Raw genomic sequence first — 24,174 nt, 5'->3', positions numbered from 1 at the left:
CTTGAAAAGTGATTTACTGCAAAACTTATTAACTACTCTTAGTGAATGCCTTCAGCAATCTTTGCGCAGACTGTCTGACACATCTCTACGGTTGCGTTATCCGCAATCGAGTAATAAACCGTAACGCCCTCTTTTCGCCTCATTAAAATTCCAGCTTTATGAAGCGCCAATAAATGTCTAGAAACATTGGCCTGGCTCGAGCCACACATCTCTACAACCTCAGAGACGGATTTTTCACCGCTGCAGACCGCATACATGATGCGTAAACGTGCCGGCTCAGAAAGTACATTGAAATAAGCAGCTACATGTGCAAAGACCTTCTCCATCTGTTTTGGAGATAAGTTTTTTGTTGCTTTTTGTACCTTAGCTTTCAATTCCACCAGCCTTTAAATATATGCATATATACGCATATATTTGACCCTCTAAGTAGATAAATCGGTATAGTGAGATACCCTATATTGCTTAGCAATACAATCAAACAATGGACATGGATGCAATCCTTCTCTCGCTTAAGCTAGCGCTTTGGACCCTGGTCCTCATCCTTCCATTTGGAGTTTGGGTTGCCCATAGCCTCTTAGGACTCAATAGAAGCAAACCCTGGGTTGAAGCTGCCCTAGCCTTGCCGCTCGTTTTACCCCCTACGGTTTTGGGTTACTACCTTTTGATTGGCTTAGGCGGCAAGACTTTTTTAGGTATTCCGCTGGTGTTTTCCTTTGCCGGAATCCTTATTGCCTCCCTCATAGTCAACCTGCCTTTTGCAATACAGCCGATTCAGCGTGCATTTGAAGCCATTAACCCAGAAATTATTGAGGCTGCCCAAGTAAGCGGTCTATCCAATTGGCAAATTTTTCGCTTGATTGAGCTTCCACTGGCATGGAGAGGCATTACCAGTGCCGCAGTACTAACTTTTGCTCACACCCTAGGTGAATTTGGGGTCATTCTCATGGTTGGGGGTGCGATCCCCGGGGAAACCAAAACGGTATCGATTGCGATCTACGACAAAGTGCAAAGCTTTGATACCTCAGGCGCTGGTGCGCTGGCTTCATTGCTGCTCGGCATATCCCTGATTGCAATTGCCCTTTCATATGGTGTTTTTGGCAAAAGCGTCTTCCAACAGCGCCATCGGAGAGGCTGATGCTTAAACTCAAAATAAGCCAAGCCCTCCCCAACCCTCTGCAGATCACACTGGAATGTGCAGCCGGTCAATTACATGCGCTTGTAGGGCCATCTGGTAGCGGCAAAACCAGCACTTTGAGAACGATTGCCGGACTAAGCCAAGCGAAGACTGGAAAAATAGAATGTGATGGTGAAACCTGGTTTGAGGCTAACGAACTTGCAGGAGTAATACAAAACCTGTCTCCCGCACAACGTTCTTGCGGATTTTTATTTCAGCAATACGCCCTTTTCCCCCATCTATCTGCGCTTGAGAATGTCCTCATCCCTTTGCAGAATTCTGTGCATAAGGTGGCTGAACGTAAAGCCATTGCTCAGGACTGGCTTGGTCGCATGGGGATTGCTGAACTTGCCCATCGTTTTCCACACCAACTCTCAGGCGGACAACAGCAACGCGTAGCACTCGCTCGCGCATTGGCACGACAGCCAAAGATCTTGTTGTTAGACGAACCATTTTCCGCTGTCGATGCGCCAACGCGACAAGGTCTATATAAAACTCTTGCCGATTTACGCAAGGATTTAAACATTCCGATTGTGTTGGTTACACATGATTTACGTGAAGCCGACTTACTTGCCGACCGCATTACCGTGATTGATAACGGCATCAGCTTGCAAACGGCTGCACCCCAAGTGCTATTTCAAAGACCCAGAAACTCCCGTGTAGCCGAGTTGGTTGGCATCAGCAATTTATTTCATGGAATATTTAATGCAGGCAATCTCACTTGGGATGGCTGCGATAAAACCTTTGCCGTGGCCGATAAAGGCAAAATTCCTCCAAATGCGCAAGTGGCTTGGGTGATTCCGCAAGATGGTTTAAGTGTCCATAACGCACCAACCCCGACCAGCACTCCTGCCATTGCCGCAGAGATTAGTGTCTTGGGTCAAATTGCGGTGATCCAACTACAAATTCAAAATAGCGCACATAAAATTGAATGGGTGGCATCGGCATCTGAAGTGAAAAGACTAAATATGGAAGTTGGCAGTCAAATGCATATTGAATTAGATGGCAATCAAATTCACATCATGCCGTTACGACCAATCAATGATCCTAGGCGATTTGTTGGTCACTAATCTGCATAGCTCTACATCGCCATGAGTACGGTCCTCAAGTTATTTCTAGCAACTCGGCCCGCATTTCTCACAATTACCCTTTTAGGCTGCCTTATTGGACTTTCGATTCCAGACTCTAGAAAAGAGTCTATGGCAATCAACCTGCTTGCTGTGACTTTAGCCCTCTGCATACATGCTGGAGCGAATTTAATAAATGATTACTTTGATCACCTCAATGGTAGCGATGAAAATAATCGCAATCGAATTTCACCGTTTACTGGCGGCAGCCGCTTTATACAAAACCATTTAATAAAGCCAAGCGAAATATATCAGCTTGGTTTTGCGCTAATCACACTTAGCGTCTTCATTGGCTTATATATTTGCTCGCAAACTACATGGCTCTTGATACCGCTGGGGTTCATTGGAGTGACCGCCGCATGGACATACTCCGCACCACCACTGCAGCTGATGTCTAGGGGGGCTCTCGGCGAGTTATCTATAGCTATTGCATGGTCGCTTGTAGTTATCGGATTCGCCTTTATGCAAACAACCAATATTACATACCAAATAATCCCGATTGGACTCGCATATGGATTAATGGCCTCCAATATCCTACTAATAAATCAGATCCCAGATATTGAGGCAGATCGGCTTGCGCAAAAGTTAACTCTTGCTGCAAAGAGTAGCCCCCATGAATTGCGTGCCTGGTATACGGGCATATCAATTGCAGCTTATACCCTTCAAATAATTGGAATTTATTTTTATGGGATTCCAATTCAAACGTTGATTACCTTGTCTGTACTTCCTGTATTTATAATTTGCGCCAATCAAATATCAGGGGTAATGGTTCGAAAAGATGCAATGAAGAAACTTATTTTGAACAATTTAGTGGCGATACATCTGTATTCCCTTTTATTACTCATAGGACTATTGTGGCGGTAATTATATTTGGGTTTAAAAAAGGGCAACCTCAGTTGCCCTTTTTTATATAGTCAACTTATTTACAGCAACCGCCGCCGCCACATGAAGAATCAGTACCGCAAGTATTGATTCCTAGGAGTGGGTACGCTGGGCAAAATCTAAATAGGCCTGTTGCGAGAGGTACAACACCAATCCAACCCCATACACCAACAGTTCCGGTTACGGCTAGGCCAATTAACACTAAGCCAACCACCATACGTAACATACGATCAACACCACCGACATTGCATTTCATATTAAGACCCCTTTTGGTTATTTACTGCAGTAATTTTGATAAAGCACATTCATCACTTCCAAAGCAATCCGATTAGAAAGTGAATAATAGATTTGCTTACCATCTCTTCTAGTTTCGACCAGCTCTTCATTTCTCAGAACGGTGAGTTGCTGGGATAAGGTAGGCTGATGAATATCAAGACATTCCTCGAGCTCACCAACACACATCTCCCCCTGACTTATCTGGCATAGCAACAGCATACGATCTCTATTTGAGAGTACCTTCATCAAACGACAAGCGTCGTCTGCTGATGACTGCATCTTTTTTAAATTAATACTGGCTTTAAGAACTGGCATGATTTGAGCTCTTAGTTCAGTGGAACACCGACCAATGGGCGACCCTCAAGCGTCCAAAGATACAAAGAGCCATCGTATAACTTAGTAGATTTATTGCCCACAAGCTCTGACATAACAAACCAACCACCAGCCGCTAAGTGGCCAGTATTGCAATAGGCAATTGTTGGCCCTTTCACACTTAAACCATTGGCTGCCATTAATGCGTCATAAGTATTTTTCTGCCAGAAATACAATGCGCCATTGCTTGGCTTTGCTAACAATTCAGGCGCCAACTCTTTTGAGCCCGCAATATGGCCGAAGGTCAATACATCCGGACGTTTTGCAAGGCCCAAGTATTGGGCAGGCTGACGCGCATCCAATAATTGCGGCTTACCAGCTTTAGACGCAGCAGCCACATCATCTGAACTGGCGATTAATTCTTTGCGATATGCTTTTGCAGACCAATTACCAGTTGCCTTTTGAGCATTGGTAGTTACGTATTCACGTCCCTCACCAAGCCAACCAGCAATTCCACCATCTAATACAGCTACTTGATCTTCGCCATACACCTTGAATGACCAATAGGTTCTTAAAGCCTCGTCGATATCTGACATATCCTGCCCAATAGGCACGAGCACAATCGGCTTATCAGAGTTGATGCCTAAAGATTGAACTAACCTCTCAAAATCTGCTTTTTCAGGAATCAGAAACTTAATCTTTTTTCCATCAACCAGACGCTCTACACGCACCTTCTTAAAATCCAAGAGAGTGGAGTTAGTAATATGGCCACCAACTTCTACCAGGAACTTCTTTCCAGTCTTTTTGTCGGTATCAAATTCAGGGTTTCTGAGGTAGCTTGCCAAATCTGTTCTGACTTCAATTACCTGCACATCAGATAGATTATTGGACAACCAATCAGAACTGACTACAGGACCAGGCAAAGTGATTGCCTGAACTAGGCTCACCAGGCCGGTTAGGGCAAATGCTAAAAGCCATTGAATTTTTTTCATCTCTACTCCCTTATGAATTTACAACTAACAAATTGTCTGAAAGACGGCCCATCAAATCAATCTTGCATTCCGTTAAAACATGATGCTTTTTTGAGTTCAATACCAGCTCACGATTGCCCTGCTCTTCCACTAGTCGAGCAATCTTTTGATCTCGCTCCAAAAGCAAACCCTCAATCTCTGCAGCAAATAATTGAATTAAAGCGCTAATCCAATTGCTTACTGGAGCCATACGACCTTTTGTGGTCACTTGAAACTCTTTAGTGAGTTTGATGACAATGTCCGAATTAGCCATCTCTTCGCCGGTAACCCACTGGTTAGTGGTAAATAAGCGAACTGGCAAACCCTTCTGGTCTAAAGAAATGCCAATAAGATGATGGAAGATATTTGCATCACGTTTAATTACATGAAAATGGCCATGCTCACCATTAGGCATTTCATTTGCAGAATGCGCATGGTAGTAGAACTCATAACCACTATGCTCATCCACAAGATCATTACTTGGATAGTGCTGCCACTCAATAAAATCCTTGGCGCCACATAAAGCAGCTTCATTCAAGGTGCGCCCGGTTTCGGCATAACGCATCTGAATATTTGCTAGCGCTTGTGCGGCCAACCAGAGATTAGATTGAGTAAGCATATATATTTAATTACTCTGCAGCTTTACGCTTTTTAGGGCCGCAAGGATTTGCAGGGCCACATGGGTTAGCTGCTTTTTTCTTTGCAGGGCCGCATGGATTTGCCGACTCTTTTTTAGGACCGCAGGGGTTCTTCTGCTCTGCGCCTGATGGATTAGCAGGGGCATCTGCTGAATGTGCCAATGGTGCAGCCGCCAAACCAGCTAAAGCCATTGCCAAAGCAGCTACTGTTGATTTTTTAGACATATCTTTCCTTTTAAATAATTAAACTTGGGAACTAACCGGGCCTTTGGACTTCTTCTCCATCCAAGAACCCAAGATAAATACTCCGACGGCCGCAATAATCAAGCCAACATCGATTGATAAACCCGATATGTGGAAAGCATCAGGCAATGAATCTGCTTTTGCATATTCACCCAAAGTCGTCAAGAACTCGATGCTTGGATAGATGCCAGCAAACAATACGGTCCCTAACAACAAGCCAAGCAAAAATATGGCCGCATCAATGCGTCCAGACATCAAACCGACGACTGAGGTTCCAGGGCAATATCCACCAATTGCAAAGCCTGCACCAACAAATGCTCCACCAAGAGCGGCAGCGCCTAAAAATGCAGGTGGTACAAATAAATTACCAGCATCTACAAAGCCCACCCACTCCAACACTAAGAGGCCAACGGCAGCAAACACAATGGCGGTGAACATCACCTTAAACACAGACCAATCTGTTAAGCGAAATTGGCCAGTCAGCTTATTAGGATTACCGAATCCGGCGCGTTCCAAGACATAGCCAAAAGCGCCACCCAATAAAAGCCCAGAGAGAATTTCACTCATCTTATTTCTCCTCTTTTAAGAAACGGCTTACCAACAAACCTACGGCAAAAAATGTTCCGAGGAAGGTAAAACCGGCCAAACTCAGAACAGCCGCACCGGATAAACCGAGGCCACTAGTACAGCCAGCCGCAATCCTTGCACCAAAACCTGCAAGCACACCACCAAAAAGAGCTGTCCAAGGACGCTTAGATCCACCTAAAAACTTTGCTCCATCCATCTTGAATTGAATTCTGTGCGCAAAAAATGCTGAAGTAAACGCTCCAAGAGCTACGCCAATGACTTGCCAAGTAATCCATGCGTTTAGTGGCTTACCTTCATCAATCATTCCACCCAAGTAATCATTTGCATTGGTTGCCACAGGTGCAACATACATTCCAACCCAGGCTGTTAAGCGTGTCGTAAAGCCTGTAGCTCCCAGCCCATGACCAGTAATCACAAAAGTGGCTAACAAAACCATTCCGAGAAGGATTCCCGCTAACAGAGGGTTCATATACGGCGCTGGCTCAACCTGCTCTAACTTGTTAACCATATTTTCTCATTTCATTTAACTATTTAATAATATATATATTTGTATATTATATAATTTAAATACAAAGTCAAGATATTGAATCCAAATGCTGAGAAATATTTGATCTACATCATGAAATTCAGCTTGAGGGAAATAAAAAAGGGAGCCTAAGCTCCCTTTTCGCATCAATATCAGTAAAGCCTAGTTTAAAACTCACCCTTAATGGTGGTTAGACCCAATGCATCCCAATCAAGCATGCCGCCACGGTAGTAATAAATCTTAGTAGCAGGAAAACCATCACGCGTCATAGCAGCCATCGCCATAGGGCTTTGTGGGCAAACAGGACCGTTACAGAAGGCATAAACCTTCTTCGCCTTAGAGCAGTCCCATTTAGTGGAGCCAGTCGCTGGCTTTTTGCAACCTAATTCATCCATGCGCATAGCCACTTCAGTGTAAGGAATACCGATAGAGCCTGGGATAGTGCCTTTAACGCGATCATCGACCACTCGCATATCAACTACTAGCGAATCCTTGTCATTTAATGCGTTAAGAACATCAATTTCATCAACCGGCACAACACCCTTAATTGGAATTAAAGGCTGTAGCCAACCTTTATTTTTCGCACAAGGTGTCATTACGCGTGTGATCTCAACTGGACCTTTGACTGTTTTAACCACGAAGTTGGTGGACTTATCAATAATTTGTAGCAACTCTGGATTGGCTGGCGCACTGGTTTGCGCTGCGGCGAGACCTGAAAACAACATCAGGCCAAGAGAAAGAAACTTTTTCATAAAACCCCTTAATTTGGATAAACACCTGTTTTAAATGCTTCTATACGCATTTATGCATATTTGCGTAGTGTGAGCCCAAGTCTGGCTAAACTTAATACTGAGAAACCCCTATTGATGGTGGAGCTATCCCCTTTAATATGCCGTATAGCTAGTTATTTAGATTTTTTATTTACCCAAACACTGGAACTCTTATGAAAAATAGTCGTCGCCAATTTATGATTTTGTCTGCTGCTGGTGCCTGCACCCTTGCATTGAACGGTAAAGTTCAAGCTCAAGCTATGGTTGCAGAAACTGATCCACAAGCTGCTGCATTGGGTTACAAGGCTAACGCAACAACCGTTGATAAAGCAAAGTATGCAAAATACGCTGCCGGCCAAGAGTGCGATAACTGTGCATTGTTCCAAGGCAAAGCAGGCGATGCAACTGGTGGCTGTTCATTATTTGGAACAAAGAAGGTTGCAGGTAAAGGTTGGTGCTCTGCTTACGCCAAGAAAGCTTAAGTTAGCAATTTAGTTTTAGTCGAATCATTTCGATAACTAAAAAAGACTGCCAAGGCAGTCTTTTTTATTTTTAAGCGCCAGCTTGAGAAAAGCTTTCAAGCTTTTTTATACTCGGAATTTGAATACTTAACTTTCCGATATTGGAAATTAAGCCCTGTTCCGCCATAGAAGCAAGGGCTCTACTGATAGTTTCAAACTTGACGTCCATCATTAAGCCCATATCCTCTCTTTTAAAGAGTGGTGCAACTGCCATATCGCCAGAAACTTTGGCTATACGTAAGAAAAATCTAGCTAAGCGAATTTCAATTCTGCCAGTATTGATTTCAGAGAACCAGGACTCTGATTGAGCTAAAGCCTCACCCCATTTCTTGACGATTTGCCTATGCAAGCGTGGCGACTCTTCCCCCAAGCTGGAGATAATTGCTTTAGGAATACGGCAGAGATGCACATTAGATAAAGCAGCAGCTGAATGGGAGTAAGTCTGACCGAGCAAAGCCTCCATACCAAATAAATCACCAGGCATTACCAAGCGTACTATTCTATTTGAGCCGTCAGAATTGATATGTAACAGCTTGATGTACCCTTCACGCAGGGTATACAGATATTCCGCTTCATCGCCTTGAGTATAAAGACTGGCATTAGCCTCAAACCTCATATCATCAATGGGCGAATGAATCTTAGAAAAATCCTCCTCATTCAATTCAGCGAAGAGCGCCGAACTTCGAATGGAGCATGCGTTGCAGTCGCTATTACCCTGCCATGCATTTTTAATTTCTATTATCTTCACAACACTAGAGTATCAGTATATTGATTTATTTGCGCGCAACCAAACCTAGAATAGCCGACATACCAGTATGTCTTGGACCCTCCGAGAGCTCTTTCTCGTAGCTAACGAGTTCCAGGATCTGAAACTCTTTAGATAAATCTCTAATCAACTCTTCTGTGTACAGATGCTCTATTAGGCTTGGACCACCAGTTTTGTATTCGAGCTGCTTTGGGGTGTATCCCTGCAAAATGAAGAGTCCGCCCGGCTTAGTCGCCTTATACGCTTGCTGGAATATTCTGGCGCGCATAGCTGGATCAGCGAACTGTATGAAGATGCCAATCACGGCATTATAAGTATTTTCAGGCCATGCATAGCTATCAGTGTCCGAGAATGAGTATTCGACCTCAACTTGATTATCTTTCGCAAACTGCTTTGCTTTGGCTAGCGCGATATCAGATGCATCAAATCCAACTACTTGCATGCCTTGCTTAGCAAGCCATACGCCATTGCGCCCTTCGCCGTCAGCAATACATAAAACCTTGTCTTTGGGCTTTAGGTATTGCTTTGCTTTCTCAACCAGGTACTCATTTGGCTCTTTACCGAAAATGAACTCTTCTTTATTAAAGCGTTCGTTCCAGAACTGTGTAGCGTCTGAGAACCCCATAGGTCTATCCAGATGCACCTGGTTATTTTTTGAGTCCGCCAACGAGGTCACTCTTTAAATCATTGATATTTTCTAGGCCAACTGCAATACGCACCAAGCCATCTGTAATGCCAGCAGCTTTTCTGGCTTCAGGTGGCACACGGCAGTGCGTCGTAGTTGCTGGATGGGTAATAGTTGTTCGTGTATCTCCCAAGTTTGCAGTAATCGAGCAAAGCTTAGTTTGATTAATGAGCTTGAAGGCCGCCTTCTTGCCGCCCTTTAGAGTGAATGACAGAATCGCTCCTCCCTCTTTTTGCTGGCGCTTTGCCAAAGCGTGCTGCGGATGAGATTTGAGTCCTGGATGGTAAACACGTTCTACACCAGGCTGCTTCTCTAGCCATTGAGCTAAGGCGAGCGCATTCTGGCTTTGTTGCTTCATACGAAGCTCTAAAGTCTCTAGGCCCTTTAGGAATACCCAAGCATTAAATGCAGACAGTGTTGGACCTGCGGTACGCACATAAGGAAATACTTTTCCCATGATGAAGTCTTTGCTACCCACGATGGCACCACCAACTACCCTACCTTGACCATCCAAGTACTTAGTAGCCGAATGAATCACGACATCCGCACCAAGTGCTAATGGTTTTTGCAAGGCTGGCGTACAGAAGCAGTTATCTACAGCAAATAGTGCTTTTGCTTTCTTGGCAATCTTTGAAATGGCTTTGATATCAGCAATCTCAGTCAGCGGATTAGAAGGCGTCTCTAGATAAAAGAGTTTGGTATTCGGTTGGACAGCAGCTTGCCATGACTTGGTATCAGCCAAATCAACATAGGTTGTTGTAATGCCAAAGCGGCCCATGATATTGGTGAACAACTGAATCGTTGCACCAAACACTGAGCGTGAACATACAACATGGTCACCCGCCTGTAAGTGCGCCATCGCCATTGTCATGATGGCAGCCATTCCAGATGATGTAGCAATACAAGCCTCGCCACCTTCTAGAGCGGCCAAGCGATCTTGAAACATACTCACAGTAGGATTGGTAAAGCGGGAATAGATAAATCCTTGATCAGCGTGAGCAAAACCATCTGCTGCTAATTCAGCGCTATCAAAGCAAAAGCTTGAAGTGAGGAACATTGCCTCGGAGTGTTCTTGATACTCAGCAGTACGACGTGTGCCAGCGCGGACAGCTAGAGTCTCTAGGGCCAACTTAGAAAAATCCGGTTTTTTGCGTGTGGTTTTGCTCTTCATGATGCTATTTTGACACCGAATTGAGGAAATGCCTCATGTGAGGCAATATCCTGTCGCTTTTTAGTCTTCGGTAGCCAAATGAAGATGGAGCTGGGAGCGGGCAAAGTCGCTTGAATCCTTCTGACGATCCGCTTTTGCGGCGGAGGTATTTCTGGCTGCTTCTAAAGCATCCAAATAGGACTCGGTAATGTCGCCCGTGACATAGAAACCATCAAAGCATGAGGCTTCGAAGTTCTGAATATTCGGGTTGATATCTCTGACTGCCTGCTTCATGTCTTCTACGCTCTGATAGATCAACTGATCTGCACCGATCATCTTGTTGATTTCTTCATCGGTACGGCCATAAGCTACCAATTCACTACGTGTAGGCATATCAATGCCATAGACATTCGGGAAGCGTACTGGTGGTGCAGCAGATGCAAAGATCACTTTCTTAGCGCCAGATTCACGCGCCATCTGTACGATCTCGAAAGAAGTAGTACCGCGCACGATAGAGTCGTCCACGATTAAGACAGTCTTATCTTTAAACTCGATACGCATCGCATTGAGTTTTTGACGAACTGACTTCTTACGAACAGCCTGCCCCGGCATGATGAAGGTGCGACCGATGTAACGGTTCTTAAAGAAGCCTTCGCGATAATCCACACCCAAGTTCTTTGCGACCTGCATTGCTGCTGGACGGCTTGAGTCCGGAATTGGCATCACCACATCGATCTCGTCAACATTGGTTTCTTTGCGAATCTTCTCGGCCAAGTAATCGCCCATACGCATACGTACGTTATAGACAGTGACGCCATCAATGGTTGAATCTGGACGAGCCATGTAAACATACTCAAAGATGCAAGGAGTAAGCACTGCATTAGGTACGCACTGACGTGAATAGAAATTGCCATCTAAATCGATATAGATTGCTTCGCCTGGATTGACGTCACGCACAAATGTGAAGCCCAAACCTTCGAGAGCAACAGACTCGGATGCAATCATCCACTCAGGGCCTTGAGGCGTATCAATACGTCCGATACAAAGAGGACGAATACCGTACTGATCGCGGAAGGCTAATAGACCATAGCCAGCAATTAAAGATACGACTGCATATGAACCTTTAACGCGACTGGTTACACCAGTAACTGCATTAAACATCGCGCCCTCATCGAGGGCTGCACTATTGGTTTCTTTTTGTAGTTCGTCAGCTAATACGTTCAGCAATACTTCAGTATCAGAACTCGTATTGATGTGACGGCGATCACGATAAGCCATCTCAACACGCAGACTTGGAGCATTTGTTAGATTGCCGTTATGCGCCAAGATGATGCCGTATGGTGCGCTTACGTAAAAAGGTTGCGCCTCTTCTTCGCTGCTTGCTGAGCCAGCGGTTGGGTAACGCACCTGACCAATACCCGCATTGCCCACTAGGCTGCGCATATTGCGTGTTCTGAAAACATCTCGTACTAAGCCGTTGGCTTTATGCATCGTGAACGAATTACCATTCATCGTTGCAATACCTGCGGCATCCTGACCACGATGCTGCAAAAGCAACAAGGCATCATAGAGAAGTTGATTTACTGGTGAGTGGGAAACAGTTCCGACGACGCCGCACATATCTCTAGATTCCTATTGTTAATTTAGGAGTAATGGTAGGGGTAACTTTAGGCATAGCATCACCCAATTGCTTTGCCCAGTCAGCGGGAAGCCAACCTTTAATTAAACCGGTTGCCATATCAATTGCTGGTCTGGTAATGGCGTTCTTCCAGGCCATACTTTGCGGAATAGGAGTGAGAGCAGCCAAGGTAGCAAGCACGACGACAATCAAGCCGCCACGCATCACACCAAAAATCAAACCCAAGAAACGGTCAGTCAAACTAAGACCTACTGACAAGATAATTTTTTGCACTACCCCGCCAAATAAACCAAAAATGATGAGCGTTAGTACAAACAAAATAATAAAACTCACACCTAAACTAAGAAGCTCATCCAGATGAAAAGTAGATAGCCACTCTGTTGAGAGGTAATTACTGTAGTGATAAGCGACCCAAGCAGCAGCAAACCATGATGCTAAAGCAAGAACCTCTTTAAACAAACCGCGGGAAATGCCGACTAATGCGGATACCAGGAGCACAACTAGGGTGAAGTAATCCACCGATGTTAACTTGAGGGTGGATAAATATTCCATTACTGTTTACCGGAATCGACAAGTCTTGGTGTAAGACCCATCGCCTTAATTTTCTTTTCAGCTGCTTCTGCAACATCTTTATCGGTAAAGGGACCTGCACGCACAAGGAAAATCTTGCCACCATCAGTGCCTGCCTTACTCAAGGTATAACTAGGAATATTTTGATTTTTGAGTCTTGCGGATAAGGCTTTTACATTGGCCTCAGATGCAAAAGCACCAATCTGAATAACGTACTTACCTGAACCGTTTGTTGCGGCAGGTTTAGTTGCGTCTTCCACTTTAGGTTTGTCTGCTTTGGTAGAGCTGGAGGCAACCACCTCTTCACCGGATGCCAGGCCCAGTGCGCCAGATTTATTTACTGCAGGCGCTGCTGGCTTAGCGTCAGCTTTCGTCTCTTGCTTAGTTTCAGCCTTGGATTCAGTTTTTACTTCCGCTGCTGGCACAGGTGCTACAGCAACTTTAGATACTTCTTTAGCATTCTCAACAGGCACTTCTGCTTTTGGCTTTTCTTCAGGCTTGGTTTCAGTACCAGGAATAGGTAAGCTAGTCACGATATTTACAGCGATATCGTTTGGAGCTAACTTGGGCTTGCTATCCAAAATGCGAGGGAGTCCAACTACAGCAATTAAGACCAATACAGCTGCGCCTATCAGACGATGACGCGCTCTTTGTTGTTCAGGATCTTCTGTCAGGGCCAACTCTTCAGCTTCTGCTGCACGCTGAAAACTACGTGGCGCCGCTCTTTTGGCGGTGCGACCACCCCTTGAATTAAATTCAAGGTCATCTGACTGGGTTTTTCGCTTAAAAAAGCTTGGTAAACGAATCATGGATCAGTGGGCCTGGTTGTTTCGGTAAGTCATTACGCCTGCAACGGTATAGAAGGATCCGAAGATGACAATTCTATCACCCTCACCAGCCTGAGATAGCGCTTTTTGATACGCTAAAGCGGGATTTTCAAAGATTTCGATGCCACCATCTGACCCATTTTTAGGCTTTACACCCATGCTTTCAAGCTTCTGAGCTAGGAACTGACCTGAAGCTGCCCTAGCAGTCGGCAAATCCGTGCAAAACCAGAAATCCACGATATTCAAAAGGGGTTTGATGACGCCTTCGATATCTTTGTCGGCCATTGCCCCAAAAATGGCATAGGTATAGGGGTGATAACCCATCTTATCCAGGCCTTGAGCCAAAGTAGCCGCGGCATGGGGGTTGTGTGCCACATCCAAAACGACCGTAGGCTGCCCAGGCAGAACCTGAAAGCGCCCCGGCAACTCAACCAAGGCAAAGCCATTGCGAATATCTTGGGCGCTAACTGGTAGGCGCTGGTGTAGAGCCATCAGGGCAGCTATCACTGCTGAGGCATTCAGAATCTGGTTGGCACCACGCAATGCTGGGTAGCCAAGGCCACTAAAGCGTTTATTGCGCCCTGCCCAACCCCACTGCTGTTTATCGCCCTGGAAGTTGTAATCACGTCCCTGCAACCAAAGATCACAACCCAGCTTTTCAGCATAGTCGATAAGTGTTTGTGGTGGAACAGGGTCACCGCAAACCGCAATATGGCCAGGACGAAATATGCCTGCCTTCTCCAAACCAATCGCTTCGCGTGTACCACCTAAGAAGTCGGCATGATCAATATCGATACTAGTCACGATGGCGCAATCGGCATCCACAATATTGACTGCATCTAAACGTCCACCCATACCGACTTCTAATACAACAGCATCTAGATTTGATTGAGAAAACAGATGCATGATGGCTAAAGTCGTGAACTCAAAATAAGTCAGAGTTGGAGCGTCAACCAAACTAACGCGCGCATTTTCTACAGCAGCGAAATGCTCAAGCAAGATATTGTCTTTAACATCTTCGCCATTGATACGAGCACGCTCATTAAATTGCAGTAGGTGCGGTGAAGTGTGGCAACCAACGCGGTAACCGGATGCGAGGAGAATGCTTTCTAAAAAGGCGCAAGTGGATCCTTTGCCATTGGTGCCAGCAACCGTAATTACCGGACAATCAAAATGCAAATTTAATGCAGCCTTCACACGATTAATACGCTCAAGCCCCATATCAATACCAACAGGGTGAGCAGTCTCGAGGTGGCTAAGCCAGGCCTCTAGGCTGGAAAATAAAATGGGGGCTTGGTGTGCTGAGCTCAAGCGCTTAAACGGCTGCGCTACCCGCTATCGCAGGCTCGGGAAGTTTTTGCAGCAAAGCTAGCAAACGGGCAATTTCACCACGCATCTGACGACGATCAACAATCATGTCAATGCCGCCCTTTTGCATCAAGAATTCTGAACGCTGGAAACCTTCTGGCAACTTCTCACGTACAGTTTGTTCAATCACGCGAGGACCGGCAAAACCAATCAAAGCTTTAGGCTCAGCCATTACAACGTCACCCATGAAGGCAAAGCTCGCGGAGATACCACCCATCGTTGGATCCGTAAGTACGCTGATATATGGCAATCCTTTTTTAGCTAACAAGGTCAACATCGAGTTGGTCTTGGCCATCTGAAACAGAGATAACAAACTCTCTTGCATCCTTGCACCGCCAGTAGCGGTTACGCAAATAAATGCACACTTCTTATTAATCGCTTCTTGAACACCGCGGGCAAAACGCTCACCGACAACAGAGCCCATCGAGCCACCCATGTATTGGAACTCAAAACATGCAGCAACCACAGGAATCGTTTCAATCTTGCCGCCCATCACAATCAGGGCCTCAGACTCACCAGAAGCATCATTTGCTTCTTTAATCCGATCTGGGTATTTTTTGGAATCTTTGAACTTCAGTGGATCGGTTGGATAAATGTCTGCACCAATTTCGTAGCGACCTTTTTCATCTAACAGACTATCTAAGCGTAAACGTGCGCCAATACGCATATGATGGCTGCACTTTGGGCAAACTGATAAATTTGCTTCGATGTCAGTGCTGTAAAGAACGGTTTCACAACCAGGGCACTTAACCCACAATCCTTCAGGTACTGATTTGCGATTTGCAGGATCAGTATGTTGAATTTGGGGTGGGAGTAATTTATCTATCCAGCTCATTAGTTTTTAACTATCCAATGCGTCGCGAATCTCGCGAATGAAGGTTTCCAGTGATTGTACCGCCTGCCCAGGGGGCGCATCCTCTAAAAGACGAATAATTCTGCTACCAATCACTACAGCATCAGCACTGGCCGATACCGCCTTGGCGCTAGCAGCATCGCTAATTCCGAAGCCTACAGCGATTGGGATATCGGTTTCTTCGCGAATTTTAGGAATGATGCTGGCCACATCTTGAGTATTGAGATGAGAGGCTCCAGTAACGCCACGCATCGAAACGTAGTAGATATAACCAGAAGCTATTTTGGCAGCTTCTTTAATGCGTTCATGTGATGAAGTTGGCGCTAACAAGAAGATTGGATCAATTCCAGCGGCGCGCATACGAGCAGCAAAATCAACACACTCTTCTGGAGGATAGTCCACTACCAACACACCATCAACACCGGCAGCCTTTGCTTCTGTTGCAAAACGCTCTGCTCCCATTTGTTCCACAGGATTTGCGTAACCCATCAATACCACTGGTGTATTGGAATCCTTCTTACGAAACTCTTTCACCATTTCTAAGCAACTGTGCAAAGTAACGCCATGCGTTAACGCGCGCTCTGATGATCTTTGAATCACTGGACCATCTGCCATTGGATCTGAAAACGGTACACCTAATTCAATCACGCTTGAACCACCACGAACTAATGCATGCATGAGTTCAACAGTTTGTTTTGGATCTGGATCGCCAGCAGTAATGAAAGGAATTAATCCTTTTTTACCTGTTGCCTTTAGCTCCTTAAAGAGCGCAGTAATTTTTGACATAGCTATTTTATTTTTCTATTTTTGTTTTTTCTTTTTAGCCTTCAGACCCCGTTGCTTGAGCAACGGTATGCATATCTTTATCACCACGACCAGAAAGGTTCACCAAGATCGTTTTGTCTTTTGGCAATGTCTTAGCCAGCTTGCAGGCATAGGCAATAGCGTGAGAAGACTCAAGCGCAGGAATAATACCCTCAATACGGCAACAGTCATGGAATGCTTGCAATGCTTCTTCGTCTGTAATTGCTACATAGTCTGCACGGCCAGAATCTTTTAACCAAGCGTGTTCAGGACCTACTCCTGGGTAGTCCATACCAGCAGAAACGGAATGGGTTTCAGAGATCTGACCATTCTCATCTTGTAATAAGTAAGTGCGGTTGCCATGCAATACACCAGGCTTACCTACGCACAAAGCTGCAGAATGTAGACCACTGCCTAAACCATGACCAGCTGCCTCAACACCAACAAGTTTTACCTCTGGGTAATCAATGTACGGGTAGAAAATGCCCATCGCATTTGAACCGCCGCCTACGCAAGCAAGAACGAAGTCAGGTTGGCGCCCAGTCATCTCTGGCATTTGCACTTTGCACTCTTCACCAATCACGCTTTGAAAATCTCTCACCATCATTGGATAAGGATGCGGTCCTGCAACAGTGCCAATAATGTAGAAAGTATTGTCAACGTTTGTAACCCAATCGCGCATCGCTTCATTGAGCGCGTCTTTCAAAGTCTTGGTGCCTGACTCCACTGGAACGACTTTGGCGCCTAACAACTTCATACGGAATACATTCTGCGCTTGACGTGCTACGTCAACAGAACCTTGATATACCGTGCAGTCCAAGCCAAAACGTGCACAGATGGTGGCTGTAGCAACGCCATGCTGCCCCGCCCCAGTCTCAGCAATGATGCGAGGTTTACCCATGCGCTTAGCCAACATAGCCTGACCAATCACGTTATTAATCTTGTGGGCACCTGTGTGATTTAGATCTTCGCGCTTAAGATAGATCTGCGCCCCACCGAGCATTTCGCTCCAACGCTTAGCGTGATAGACCGGAGATGGTCTGCCTACAAAGTGCTTGAGTTCGTAATGAAACTCTTCAATGAATTCAGGATCGTGTTGATATTTTGCATAGGCTTCTTTCAGCTCATCCAATGCATACATCAATGTCTCAGAAACAAATACGCCACCATAGGGACCAAAGTGTCCTCGTGCATCTGGCTTATCGTACATAACTACCTCTTTTGATTTGGTTACAGCAAATTATTGGGATGATGTTTTGGCATCTGCTGCGCGCACTGCTTGGATAAATTGAGCCATGAGCGCAGGATCTTTGACACCCCTGCTGCTTTCTACGCCACTGCTGACGTCAACTGCGCAAGGATGCAGACGTGCAATCGCCTCGCCCACGTTGTGCGCGTTCAATCCACCACTCAAAACGACCCGAGGCGCGTTTTCGCTTACCCATGTCTGTGGAATTCCTTGCCAATCAAAAGGAACGCCTCCGCCACCATATCCCTCAACGAGGGCATCTAGCAGAAAAGCATTTGCATCCCCATATTGTAGGGAAAAATCGTCAAAAGCGAAGCCAACTCCCACACGGGCAGCCTTCATCCAAGGCTCGCCTGCAGCAAGCTGAGCACAGCGTTCTGGGGTCTCATCCCCATGAAACTGCCATAAGGTAATCGAAGCAGCAGCCCGAATTGCGGCAAATTGCTCATCTGTAGCGTTTACAACGAGTCCAACGGCATCTACCCCTGCTGGGAGTCTAGAAATGAGCTGGGCAGCGATATTAGGACTTACAGCGCGCACACTTGGTGGGTAGAAGACGAAGCCAACTGCATCTACCCCTGCAGAAACTGCGGAATCGATATCAGCAGCAGTCTTTAAACCGCAGATTTTGACCCTAGTACGGCCCGGAGAATATGTCAGTAAGCCCATAAATGAATGATAAGGCCTAGGGCCTATTATTTCTTTTGCTCTTTATTTTGATCTTTAACTTGCTTCTCGATGACCTGAGCTGGTAGCCAAGAGTTTTCTAACCAAGGCCGTGGGATGGCAAATTCTTCCGGGTAGGTAATTTTGGCTAAATACAAGCCATCCGCCATAAAAGTAGGAGCGGCGGCTTGCCTATTTTTGGCAGCTAAGACTTCAGCCATCCAATCCGGCTTTTGTCTGCCCTGACCAATTTGCAAAAGACAACCGACAACATTGCGGATCATATGATGCAAAAAGGCATTCCCCCGAATACGAAAATATACCCACGGTTGATCGGAAATAATCTCAACGGAATAAAGCGTTTTAATCGGCGTCTTGCTCTGGCATTCGGATGAACGGAAGGAACTAAAGTCGTGTTCACCAATTAAGCACTCGGCAGATTTTTTAATTGCCTCAACATCAAGCCATTGATTTGGAGGCAGCATCAAATAACCAGCACGAGAATGCGACATCGGCGAGCGACATGGCCCAGCCTGCAATGCGTAAATATATTCACGCTCATAAGCAGAGAAGCGAGCACTAAATTCATTGCTAACTGGCTTTGCCCAATTCACCACAATCGATGGCGGCAGAAATGAATTCACCCCCCTCACCCACGAAAAGTCTTCACGCTCGACATTGACATCAAAATGCACAACCTGCCCTAAGGCATGGACTCCGGTATCAGTTCTGCCTGCGGTGATCGTTTGTATGGGTTGAGTTGCGCAGGCTTGCTCGCCAACAAAGGCACGAATGGCTTTTTCTAATTCGTCTTGTACCGTATTGTGATTGACCTGAGTTTGCCAGCCAGAATAAGGGCTGCCGTCGTACTGAAGGCCAAGGGCTATACGCATAGTTTAGGTATTGCGATGCGAAATCTCTGCCAACAAACCCTGTGCTTCAACGGTGATGACTGAATCAACCGATTTACTGATACGCAGCACCTCCTCAATCGATTTTTTAGCGGCAGAAAAGTCCTCAATGGTAATGTAAGCACGGGCTAAATTCAGCTTGACACGCAATGTATCTGTGTCTACAGGGGAAGGAGAAGCTGGAGCGCTCGCCACCGATGGCACTTCATTCGCAGACTTTGAAAGATCAAGATTGATTCCATCAAACAATGCTTTAGCACGAACAGGCATTTCAAAATGATGTGTTGTTCCCACTTTCTCATCTTTATCTAGATGCTTGTCCGCATCTTGATCCAGCGTAGTGTGATTTGGTGAAGCATCAAAGCCTGAAACTTCAGGTCGCCGGGCATTGCGAGCCAACCACCAGAGTAATAAAGCAGTTATGGCAATTAAAACTGCGGCTAATATAGTCGTAGCAAAACCACCTAAACCAAAATGTTTGCCTACCACCTTCTTCTCAACAGGCTGATCCAGAAGTTTTTGTAGGTCAGCAATATTCTTTTCTAATTCGGCAACACGCGCTTTAGTTTGCTCCAGCATCTTTTCTTGAGCAACCAATTCCTCTGTTTGGCGAAGTTTTTGGTCAGCACCATCAGCATTAGAGCCAATTTTTAAGATATCTTTTGGTGATGATTCGGTGACTTTAGGGTTAGCAGACTTTACAGGGTCAACAACACCGCTCTGTTTATCGGCATGATCTTGACGCCACTGCTCATTAGCCTCTGCAACAAACTGGTTTGCTTCAGCAGGACTGATTGAACGCAACAGAGCCTGACTCGGCTTAGATAATTCAACACCTGCAGCCAAGAGATTAATGTTGCCACTTGCAAAAGCATCAGGATTTGCTTTGTATAAAGCCATCATCGTCTGATCTAAAGTGGCACCATCCAACTCAGGCGCCATGAGGGCGGCGATCTCAGACAATGTTTGCCCAGGGCCCACCAAGACTTTTTGTGTGTCGCCCAGCAAGATCGTAAAGGCCTTATTCAGACTTCCGCTGGACCAATTGAGGTTAACCAAAATATCCAAGAATGGGTCATCAGTCATAGGGACAGAATTAACCGTCTCGACCAAGACCATTAATTGCTCTTGGCGATTGCGATACACCATTGCTTGCGGGTTAAGCTCCAGAATCTTTTGAGAGATTCCCAGGCGTTCATAAGTTGCCTTGTTAGGCATAACTACATTCAGGCTCGATAAAGCACTCTCCTCATCCGCTCCAACTCGAATAGGAATTTCAACGCGTAGTGGCTCGCCAGGGCGGGACTGTAGCTGGGGAGCGCCTAAAGAAATAGCACCGACCATAGTTGACCAGCTGAGCAGAACTAAGCTCAGTAGCGTTAGAAAGCCTGACTGACTCATACGAAACATAGAAAATGAATTAGTTCTCAAGAAGAATTCGCAGCATGCGGCGCAATGGCTCAGCAGCACCCCACAAGAGTTGATCGCCAACCGTGAAAGCACCTAAGTACTCTGGGCCCATCGCCATCTTATGCAAACGGCCAATAGGAACTGTCAAAGTGCCGCTGATCGCTGCTGGAGATAGATCACGCTCAGTAGTTTCGCGATCGTTAGGCACCACTTTGACCCACTGATTATCAGCAGCCAAAATTGCCTCGATCTCTTTGAGAGGAATGTCTTTTTTGAGTTTTACAGTCAAACCTTGTGAGTGGCAGCGCATCGCACCAACACGAACACATAAACCATCAATTGGAATACTGCCTGGTGTACGGAATGCGGGACGACCCAAGATCTTATTGAACTCAGCGCCACCCTTCCACTCTTCTTTAGTTTGACCGTTCTCAACAGGCACGTCGATCCAAGGAATCAAGCTACCTGCTAATGCGGTATTGCGGAAGTTCTTCTTCGGAAAATCTGATGAACGCAATGTTTCAGTAACCTTACGATCGATATCCAAAATCCAGGAAGATGGATCAGCTAACTCGGTAGCTACGCTATCGCGCAATGCGCCCATCTGCAAAAGTAGTTCGCGCATGTTTTGCGCACCAGCACCAGAGGCTGCCTGGTAAGTCATGGCGCTAATCCATTCAACCATGTCGGCCTTAACCAAGCCACCCATAGCCATCATCATCAAACTCACAGTGCAATTGGCACCAATCCAATTCTTACCACCGGCAGCCAAAGCTTTGTCAATAACTGGGCGATTGACCGGATCTAAGACCAATACGGCGTCATCTTTCATGCGCAATGCGCTAGCAGCATCAATCCAATGTCCATTCCACCCTGCTGCACGCAGCTTGGGGAAAATATCATTGGTGTAGTCGCCACCTTGGCAAGTCAGGATGATGTCGCAGCGTGACAATGCTTTGATGTCATTGGCATCTTGCAAAGTGCTTTCACTCTTAGTAACTTTTTTACCGTTAAGAAGTGGCACTTCGCCACCGGCTTGGCTGGTGCTAAAAAATACAGGCTCAATTAGATCAAAATCTTTCTCAGCGAGCATACGTTCCATGAGAACGCTACCAACCATACCGCGCCAGCCAACTAAACCAACCAAAGGTGTTTTTGAATTTGCCATGATGTTAACTATCTAATAAATGTGTTTGTTTTACTTCTTTGTTTTTTTATTTCGTTTTCTTACGCAAGCGCTGCAACTACAGCATCGCCCATTTCAACCGTTGATACCTTTTTCGTACCTTCGGTATAAATATCGGCTGTACGCAATCCTTGCGCCAATACTTTCTGAACCGCCCTTTCAATACGATCTGCTTCCGCCGGCATTGCCAAGGAATAGCGCAGCATCATTGCCGCAGACAAAATCGTTGCCAATGGATTGGCGATGCCTTTACCAGCAATATCCGGCGCAGAACCATGACTTGGCTCATATAAGCCTTTATTATTTTTATCCAAAGAGGCAGACGGCAACATACCAATCGAGCCAGTCAACATAGCCGCTTCGTCAGACAGAATGTCGCCAAACAAATTACCAGTGACTACCACGTCAAATGCCTTGGGTGCTTTAACCAACTGCATTGCAGCGTTATCGACATACATATGCGACAACTCAACATCTGGATACTCTTTTGAAATACGAATCATCACTTCACGCCAAAGTTGTGAAGTTTCTAGTACGTTCGCTTTATCCACGCTGCATACTTTCTTGCCACGCTTACGTGCAGCTTGAAAAGCAACATGTCCAATACGCTCTACTTCTGGCTCGCTATAGTGCATAGTGTCAAAGCCTTCACGAGCACCTTTAAACAATGGTAACTCTGAAGTGCGAATACCGCGCGGCTGACCAAAGTAGATATCGCCATTGAGTTCACGCACAATCAAAATATCCAAGCCACCGATAATTTCTGGCTTGAGGCTTGATGCAGCAGTAAGCTCTGGATAACAAATAGCAGGTCTGAAGTTAGCGAACAACTCGAGGTGTTTACGCAAACCTAAGATGGCCTGCTCAGGACGTAGTTCACGAGCAAGAGTGTCGTATTTCCAATCACCTACTGCGCCAAAAAGAATCGCATCAGCTTTTTTAGCCAATTCCAAAGTGGCCGGGGGCAAAGGATGGCCGGCGACGTCATAAGCGGCACCACCTACTGGAGCCTCTTCCAGATCAAACTTTGGACCAAGCGCTTGAAGCACTCGAACGGCTTGAGCAACGATTTCCGGGCCGATACCATCGCCCGGTAGAACTGCAATTTTCATGAAAGGCCTTTAAATCAACGAAATTACGGCAATTGTGTCGCAAGCCAAGGCATCTTGAGGATGCGCTCAGCTTCATAAGCCTTGATTTTATCTGCATGTTGCAGTGTTAAGCCAATATCGTCTAAGCCATTAAGTAGGCAATACTTCCTAAAGGGGGCGACATCGAAGCTATAAGCGGTGCCATCAGGGGCAACCACCTGCTGAGCCTCTAGGTCAATCGTTAACTGGTAACCATTGAAAGCCATGGTTTCATTAAAAAGATGGTCAACCTGCATTTCGGTCAAAACGATAGGTAGAAGACCATTCTTAAAGCAGTTATTAAAGAAAATATCTGCAAAGCTAGGCGCAATAACTGCTCTAAAGCCAAATTGGTCCAAAGCCCATGGAGCATGCTCACGAGAACTGCCACAACCAAAGTTTTTGCGGGCCAGCAGAATACCTGCGCCTTTATAGCGAGGTTGATTGAGGACAAAGTCTGGGTTGATTGGGCGAGTACTGCAATCTTGACCTGGTTCACCATGATCTAGATAACGCCATTCATCAAAAAGGTTTTGACCAAAGCCGGTCTTCTTAATAGATTTCAAAAACTGCTTCGGAATGATGGCGTCGGTATCCACGTTCTCGCGATTAAGCGGAGCAACTAAACCTTTGTATACCGTAAATTTATCCATGTTTCTGACTTTAACTCTAATTAATTACTTCACAGGGGTAACGACAACATCCTTACCCTTAGTTTGAGATTGGTTACTTTGCTGAGTGCTGCTAGATCCGCCCATGGAGTTACCCATTGTTTGCAAATCTTTTCCAACGCCTTCCATAGTATTGCTACAAGCTGAGATCACCAAGCCTGCAATACCTACGATTGCTAATTTTGAAATGAGAGAAACAGGTGAAAATTTCATTCTTTTATG

30 protein-coding genes are annotated in these 24,174 nt (G+C 45.7%); 4 read left to right on the top strand and 26 right to left on the bottom strand.

The window, feature by feature from the left end:
- Positions 1–38: 38 nt before the first annotated feature.
- Positions 39–374, bottom strand: a complete 336-nt coding sequence (locus tag ICW03_RS04265) for a metalloregulator ArsR/SmtB family transcription factor (RefSeq protein WP_215349400.1) — start codon at positions 372–374, stop codon at positions 39–41.
- A gap of 113 nt (positions 375–487) precedes the next feature.
- Here ICW03_RS04265 and modB point away from each other — a divergent pair, with 113 nt between their 5' ends.
- From modB to ICW03_RS04250, 3 genes are read left to right on the top strand one after another with little or no spacing between them, the layout of a single operon-like run.
- Positions 488–1,135, top strand: a complete 648-nt coding sequence (gene modB / locus ICW03_RS04260) for a molybdate ABC transporter permease subunit (RefSeq protein ID WP_371819911.1) — start codon at positions 488–490, stop codon at positions 1,133–1,135.
- Positions 1,135–2,244, top strand: coding sequence for an ABC transporter ATP-binding protein (locus tag ICW03_RS04255; RefSeq protein WP_215349394.1), 1,110 nt, complete (start codon positions 1,135–1,137; stop codon positions 2,242–2,244). The genes modB and ICW03_RS04255 overlap by 1 nt, the downstream gene beginning before the upstream one ends.
- Positions 2,245–2,265: 21 nt before the next feature.
- A complete protein-coding gene (locus tag ICW03_RS04250) occupies positions 2,266–3,165 on the top strand; it encodes a prenyltransferase (protein ID WP_215349391.1) in 900 nt (299 codons plus the stop codon).
- Between the two features lie 55 nt (positions 3,166–3,220).
- Here the strand turns inward: ICW03_RS04250 and ICW03_RS04245 are convergent, their stop codons facing one another.
- From ICW03_RS04245 to ICW03_RS04210, 8 genes are all read right to left on the bottom strand, one after another.
- On the bottom strand, positions 3,221–3,439 hold the full coding sequence (locus ICW03_RS04245) for a DUF2892 domain-containing protein (RefSeq protein ID WP_215349389.1): 219 nt from the start codon (positions 3,437–3,439) through the stop codon (positions 3,221–3,223).
- A gap of 17 nt (positions 3,440–3,456) precedes the next feature.
- Entirely contained in the window at positions 3,457–3,774 is a 318-nt protein-coding gene (locus ICW03_RS04240) for a metalloregulator ArsR/SmtB family transcription factor (protein ID WP_215349386.1), read from the bottom strand.
- 11 nt (positions 3,775–3,785) lie between these two features.
- Positions 3,786–4,763, bottom strand: a complete 978-nt coding sequence (locus ICW03_RS04235) for a sulfurtransferase (RefSeq protein ID WP_215349383.1) — start codon at positions 4,761–4,763, stop codon at positions 3,786–3,788.
- 10 nt (positions 4,764–4,773) lie between these two features.
- The gene (locus ICW03_RS04230; protein ID WP_215349380.1) at positions 4,774–5,400 is read right to left on the bottom strand and encodes a hypothetical protein; all 627 of its coding nucleotides are present in this window, start codon (positions 5,398–5,400) and stop codon (positions 4,774–4,776) included.
- 10 nt (positions 5,401–5,410) lie between these two features.
- Positions 5,411–5,644, bottom strand: a complete 234-nt coding sequence (locus ICW03_RS04225) for a hypothetical protein (RefSeq protein ID WP_215321932.1) — start codon at positions 5,642–5,644, stop codon at positions 5,411–5,413.
- A gap of 18 nt (positions 5,645–5,662) precedes the next feature.
- A complete protein-coding gene (locus ICW03_RS04220) occupies positions 5,663–6,229 on the bottom strand; it encodes a YeeE/YedE thiosulfate transporter family protein (protein ID WP_215349378.1) in 567 nt (188 codons plus the stop codon).
- A 1-nt stretch (position 6,230) separates the two neighbouring features.
- Complete coding sequence (locus tag ICW03_RS04215; RefSeq protein ID WP_215349375.1) at positions 6,231–6,758, bottom strand: YeeE/YedE thiosulfate transporter family protein; 528 nt, start codon at positions 6,756–6,758, stop codon at positions 6,231–6,233.
- A gap of 185 nt (positions 6,759–6,943) precedes the next feature.
- Complete coding sequence (locus ICW03_RS04210) at positions 6,944–7,528, bottom strand: rhodanese-like domain-containing protein (RefSeq protein WP_215349373.1); 585 nt, start codon at positions 7,526–7,528, stop codon at positions 6,944–6,946.
- Positions 7,529–7,719: 191 nt separating this feature from the next.
- Here ICW03_RS04210 and ICW03_RS04205 point away from each other — a divergent pair, with 191 nt between their 5' ends.
- Complete coding sequence (locus ICW03_RS04205; RefSeq protein ID WP_215349370.1) at positions 7,720–8,028, top strand: high-potential iron-sulfur protein; 309 nt, start codon at positions 7,720–7,722, stop codon at positions 8,026–8,028.
- Between the two features lie 70 nt (positions 8,029–8,098).
- Here the strand turns inward: ICW03_RS04205 and ICW03_RS04200 are convergent, their stop codons facing one another.
- From ICW03_RS04200 to ICW03_RS04120, 17 genes are read right to left on the bottom strand one after another with little or no spacing between them, the layout of a single operon-like run.
- Positions 8,099–8,815 (bottom strand): Crp/Fnr family transcriptional regulator, encoded by a 717-nt coding sequence (locus tag ICW03_RS04200; RefSeq protein WP_215349368.1) that lies wholly within the window; start codon positions 8,813–8,815, stop codon positions 8,099–8,101.
- A gap of 25 nt (positions 8,816–8,840) precedes the next feature.
- Positions 8,841–9,458, bottom strand: coding sequence for a bifunctional 2-polyprenyl-6-hydroxyphenol methylase/3-demethylubiquinol 3-O-methyltransferase UbiG (locus ICW03_RS04195; RefSeq protein ID WP_215349365.1), 618 nt, complete (start codon positions 9,456–9,458; stop codon positions 8,841–8,843).
- A gap of 22 nt (positions 9,459–9,480) precedes the next feature.
- On the bottom strand, positions 9,481–10,689 hold the full coding sequence (locus ICW03_RS04190) for an O-succinylhomoserine sulfhydrylase (RefSeq protein WP_215349362.1): 1,209 nt from the start codon (positions 10,687–10,689) through the stop codon (positions 9,481–9,483).
- A 60-nt stretch (positions 10,690–10,749) separates the two neighbouring features.
- Complete coding sequence (purF, locus tag ICW03_RS04185; RefSeq protein ID WP_215349359.1) at positions 10,750–12,288, bottom strand: amidophosphoribosyltransferase; 1,539 nt, start codon at positions 12,286–12,288, stop codon at positions 10,750–10,752.
- Between the two features lie 4 nt (positions 12,289–12,292).
- Positions 12,293–12,859 (bottom strand): CvpA family protein, encoded by a 567-nt coding sequence (locus ICW03_RS04180; protein WP_215349356.1) that lies wholly within the window; start codon positions 12,857–12,859, stop codon positions 12,293–12,295.
- Complete coding sequence (locus tag ICW03_RS04175) at positions 12,859–13,686, bottom strand: SPOR domain-containing protein (protein WP_215349353.1); 828 nt, start codon at positions 13,684–13,686, stop codon at positions 12,859–12,861. Before ICW03_RS04175 ends, ICW03_RS04180 begins: the two co-directional genes overlap by 1 nt.
- A 3-nt stretch (positions 13,687–13,689) precedes the next feature.
- On the bottom strand, positions 13,690–15,015 hold the full coding sequence (gene folC / locus ICW03_RS04170; protein WP_215349350.1) for a bifunctional tetrahydrofolate synthase/dihydrofolate synthase: 1,326 nt from the start codon (positions 15,013–15,015) through the stop codon (positions 13,690–13,692).
- A 4-nt stretch (positions 15,016–15,019) separates the two neighbouring features.
- On the bottom strand, positions 15,020–15,907 hold the full coding sequence (gene accD, locus ICW03_RS04165) for an acetyl-CoA carboxylase, carboxyltransferase subunit beta (RefSeq protein WP_068321394.1): 888 nt from the start codon (positions 15,905–15,907) through the stop codon (positions 15,020–15,022).
- Positions 15,908–15,913: 6 nt separating this feature from the next.
- Complete coding sequence (trpA, locus tag ICW03_RS04160; RefSeq protein ID WP_215349347.1) at positions 15,914–16,711, bottom strand: tryptophan synthase subunit alpha; 798 nt, start codon at positions 16,709–16,711, stop codon at positions 15,914–15,916.
- 34 nt (positions 16,712–16,745) lie between these two features.
- Entirely contained in the window at positions 16,746–17,939 is a 1,194-nt protein-coding gene (gene trpB, locus ICW03_RS04155; protein WP_068321388.1) for a tryptophan synthase subunit beta, read from the bottom strand.
- A 30-nt stretch (positions 17,940–17,969) separates the two neighbouring features.
- On the bottom strand, positions 17,970–18,647 hold the full coding sequence (locus ICW03_RS04150) for a phosphoribosylanthranilate isomerase (RefSeq protein ID WP_215349344.1): 678 nt from the start codon (positions 18,645–18,647) through the stop codon (positions 17,970–17,972).
- Between the two features lie 26 nt (positions 18,648–18,673).
- Entirely contained in the window at positions 18,674–19,537 is an 864-nt protein-coding gene (gene truA, locus ICW03_RS04145; RefSeq protein ID WP_215349341.1) for a tRNA pseudouridine(38-40) synthase TruA, read from the bottom strand.
- 3 nt (positions 19,538–19,540) lie between these two features.
- Positions 19,541–20,986: a FimV/HubP family polar landmark protein gene (locus ICW03_RS04140; RefSeq protein WP_251374463.1), complete on the bottom strand. Its 1,446-nt coding sequence runs from the start codon at positions 20,984–20,986 to the stop codon at positions 19,541–19,543.
- The gene (gene asd / locus ICW03_RS04135) at positions 20,976–22,133 is read right to left on the bottom strand and encodes an aspartate-semialdehyde dehydrogenase (protein WP_215349338.1); all 1,158 of its coding nucleotides are present in this window, start codon (positions 22,131–22,133) and stop codon (positions 20,976–20,978) included. The genes ICW03_RS04140 and asd overlap by 11 nt, the downstream gene beginning before the upstream one ends.
- Positions 22,134–22,192: 59 nt before the next feature.
- A complete protein-coding gene (gene leuB / locus ICW03_RS04130; protein WP_215349336.1) occupies positions 22,193–23,263 on the bottom strand; it encodes a 3-isopropylmalate dehydrogenase in 1,071 nt (356 codons plus the stop codon).
- Between the two features lie 23 nt (positions 23,264–23,286).
- Positions 23,287–23,934 (bottom strand): 3-isopropylmalate dehydratase small subunit, encoded by a 648-nt coding sequence (gene leuD / locus ICW03_RS04125; RefSeq protein ID WP_215349333.1) that lies wholly within the window; start codon positions 23,932–23,934, stop codon positions 23,287–23,289.
- A 24-nt stretch (positions 23,935–23,958) separates the two neighbouring features.
- A complete protein-coding gene (locus ICW03_RS04120) occupies positions 23,959–24,165 on the bottom strand; it encodes a hypothetical protein (RefSeq protein WP_215349330.1) in 207 nt (68 codons plus the stop codon).
- Positions 24,166–24,174: the final 9 nt, after the last annotated feature.

The organism is Polynucleobacter sp. MWH-Aus1W21 (assembly GCF_018687275.1).
GTDB lineage: Bacteria > Pseudomonadota > Gammaproteobacteria > Burkholderiales > Burkholderiaceae > Polynucleobacter.
The sequence above is the reverse complement of the archived record's forward strand: the minus strand, read 5'-3'. Positions and strand labels throughout refer to the sequence as shown.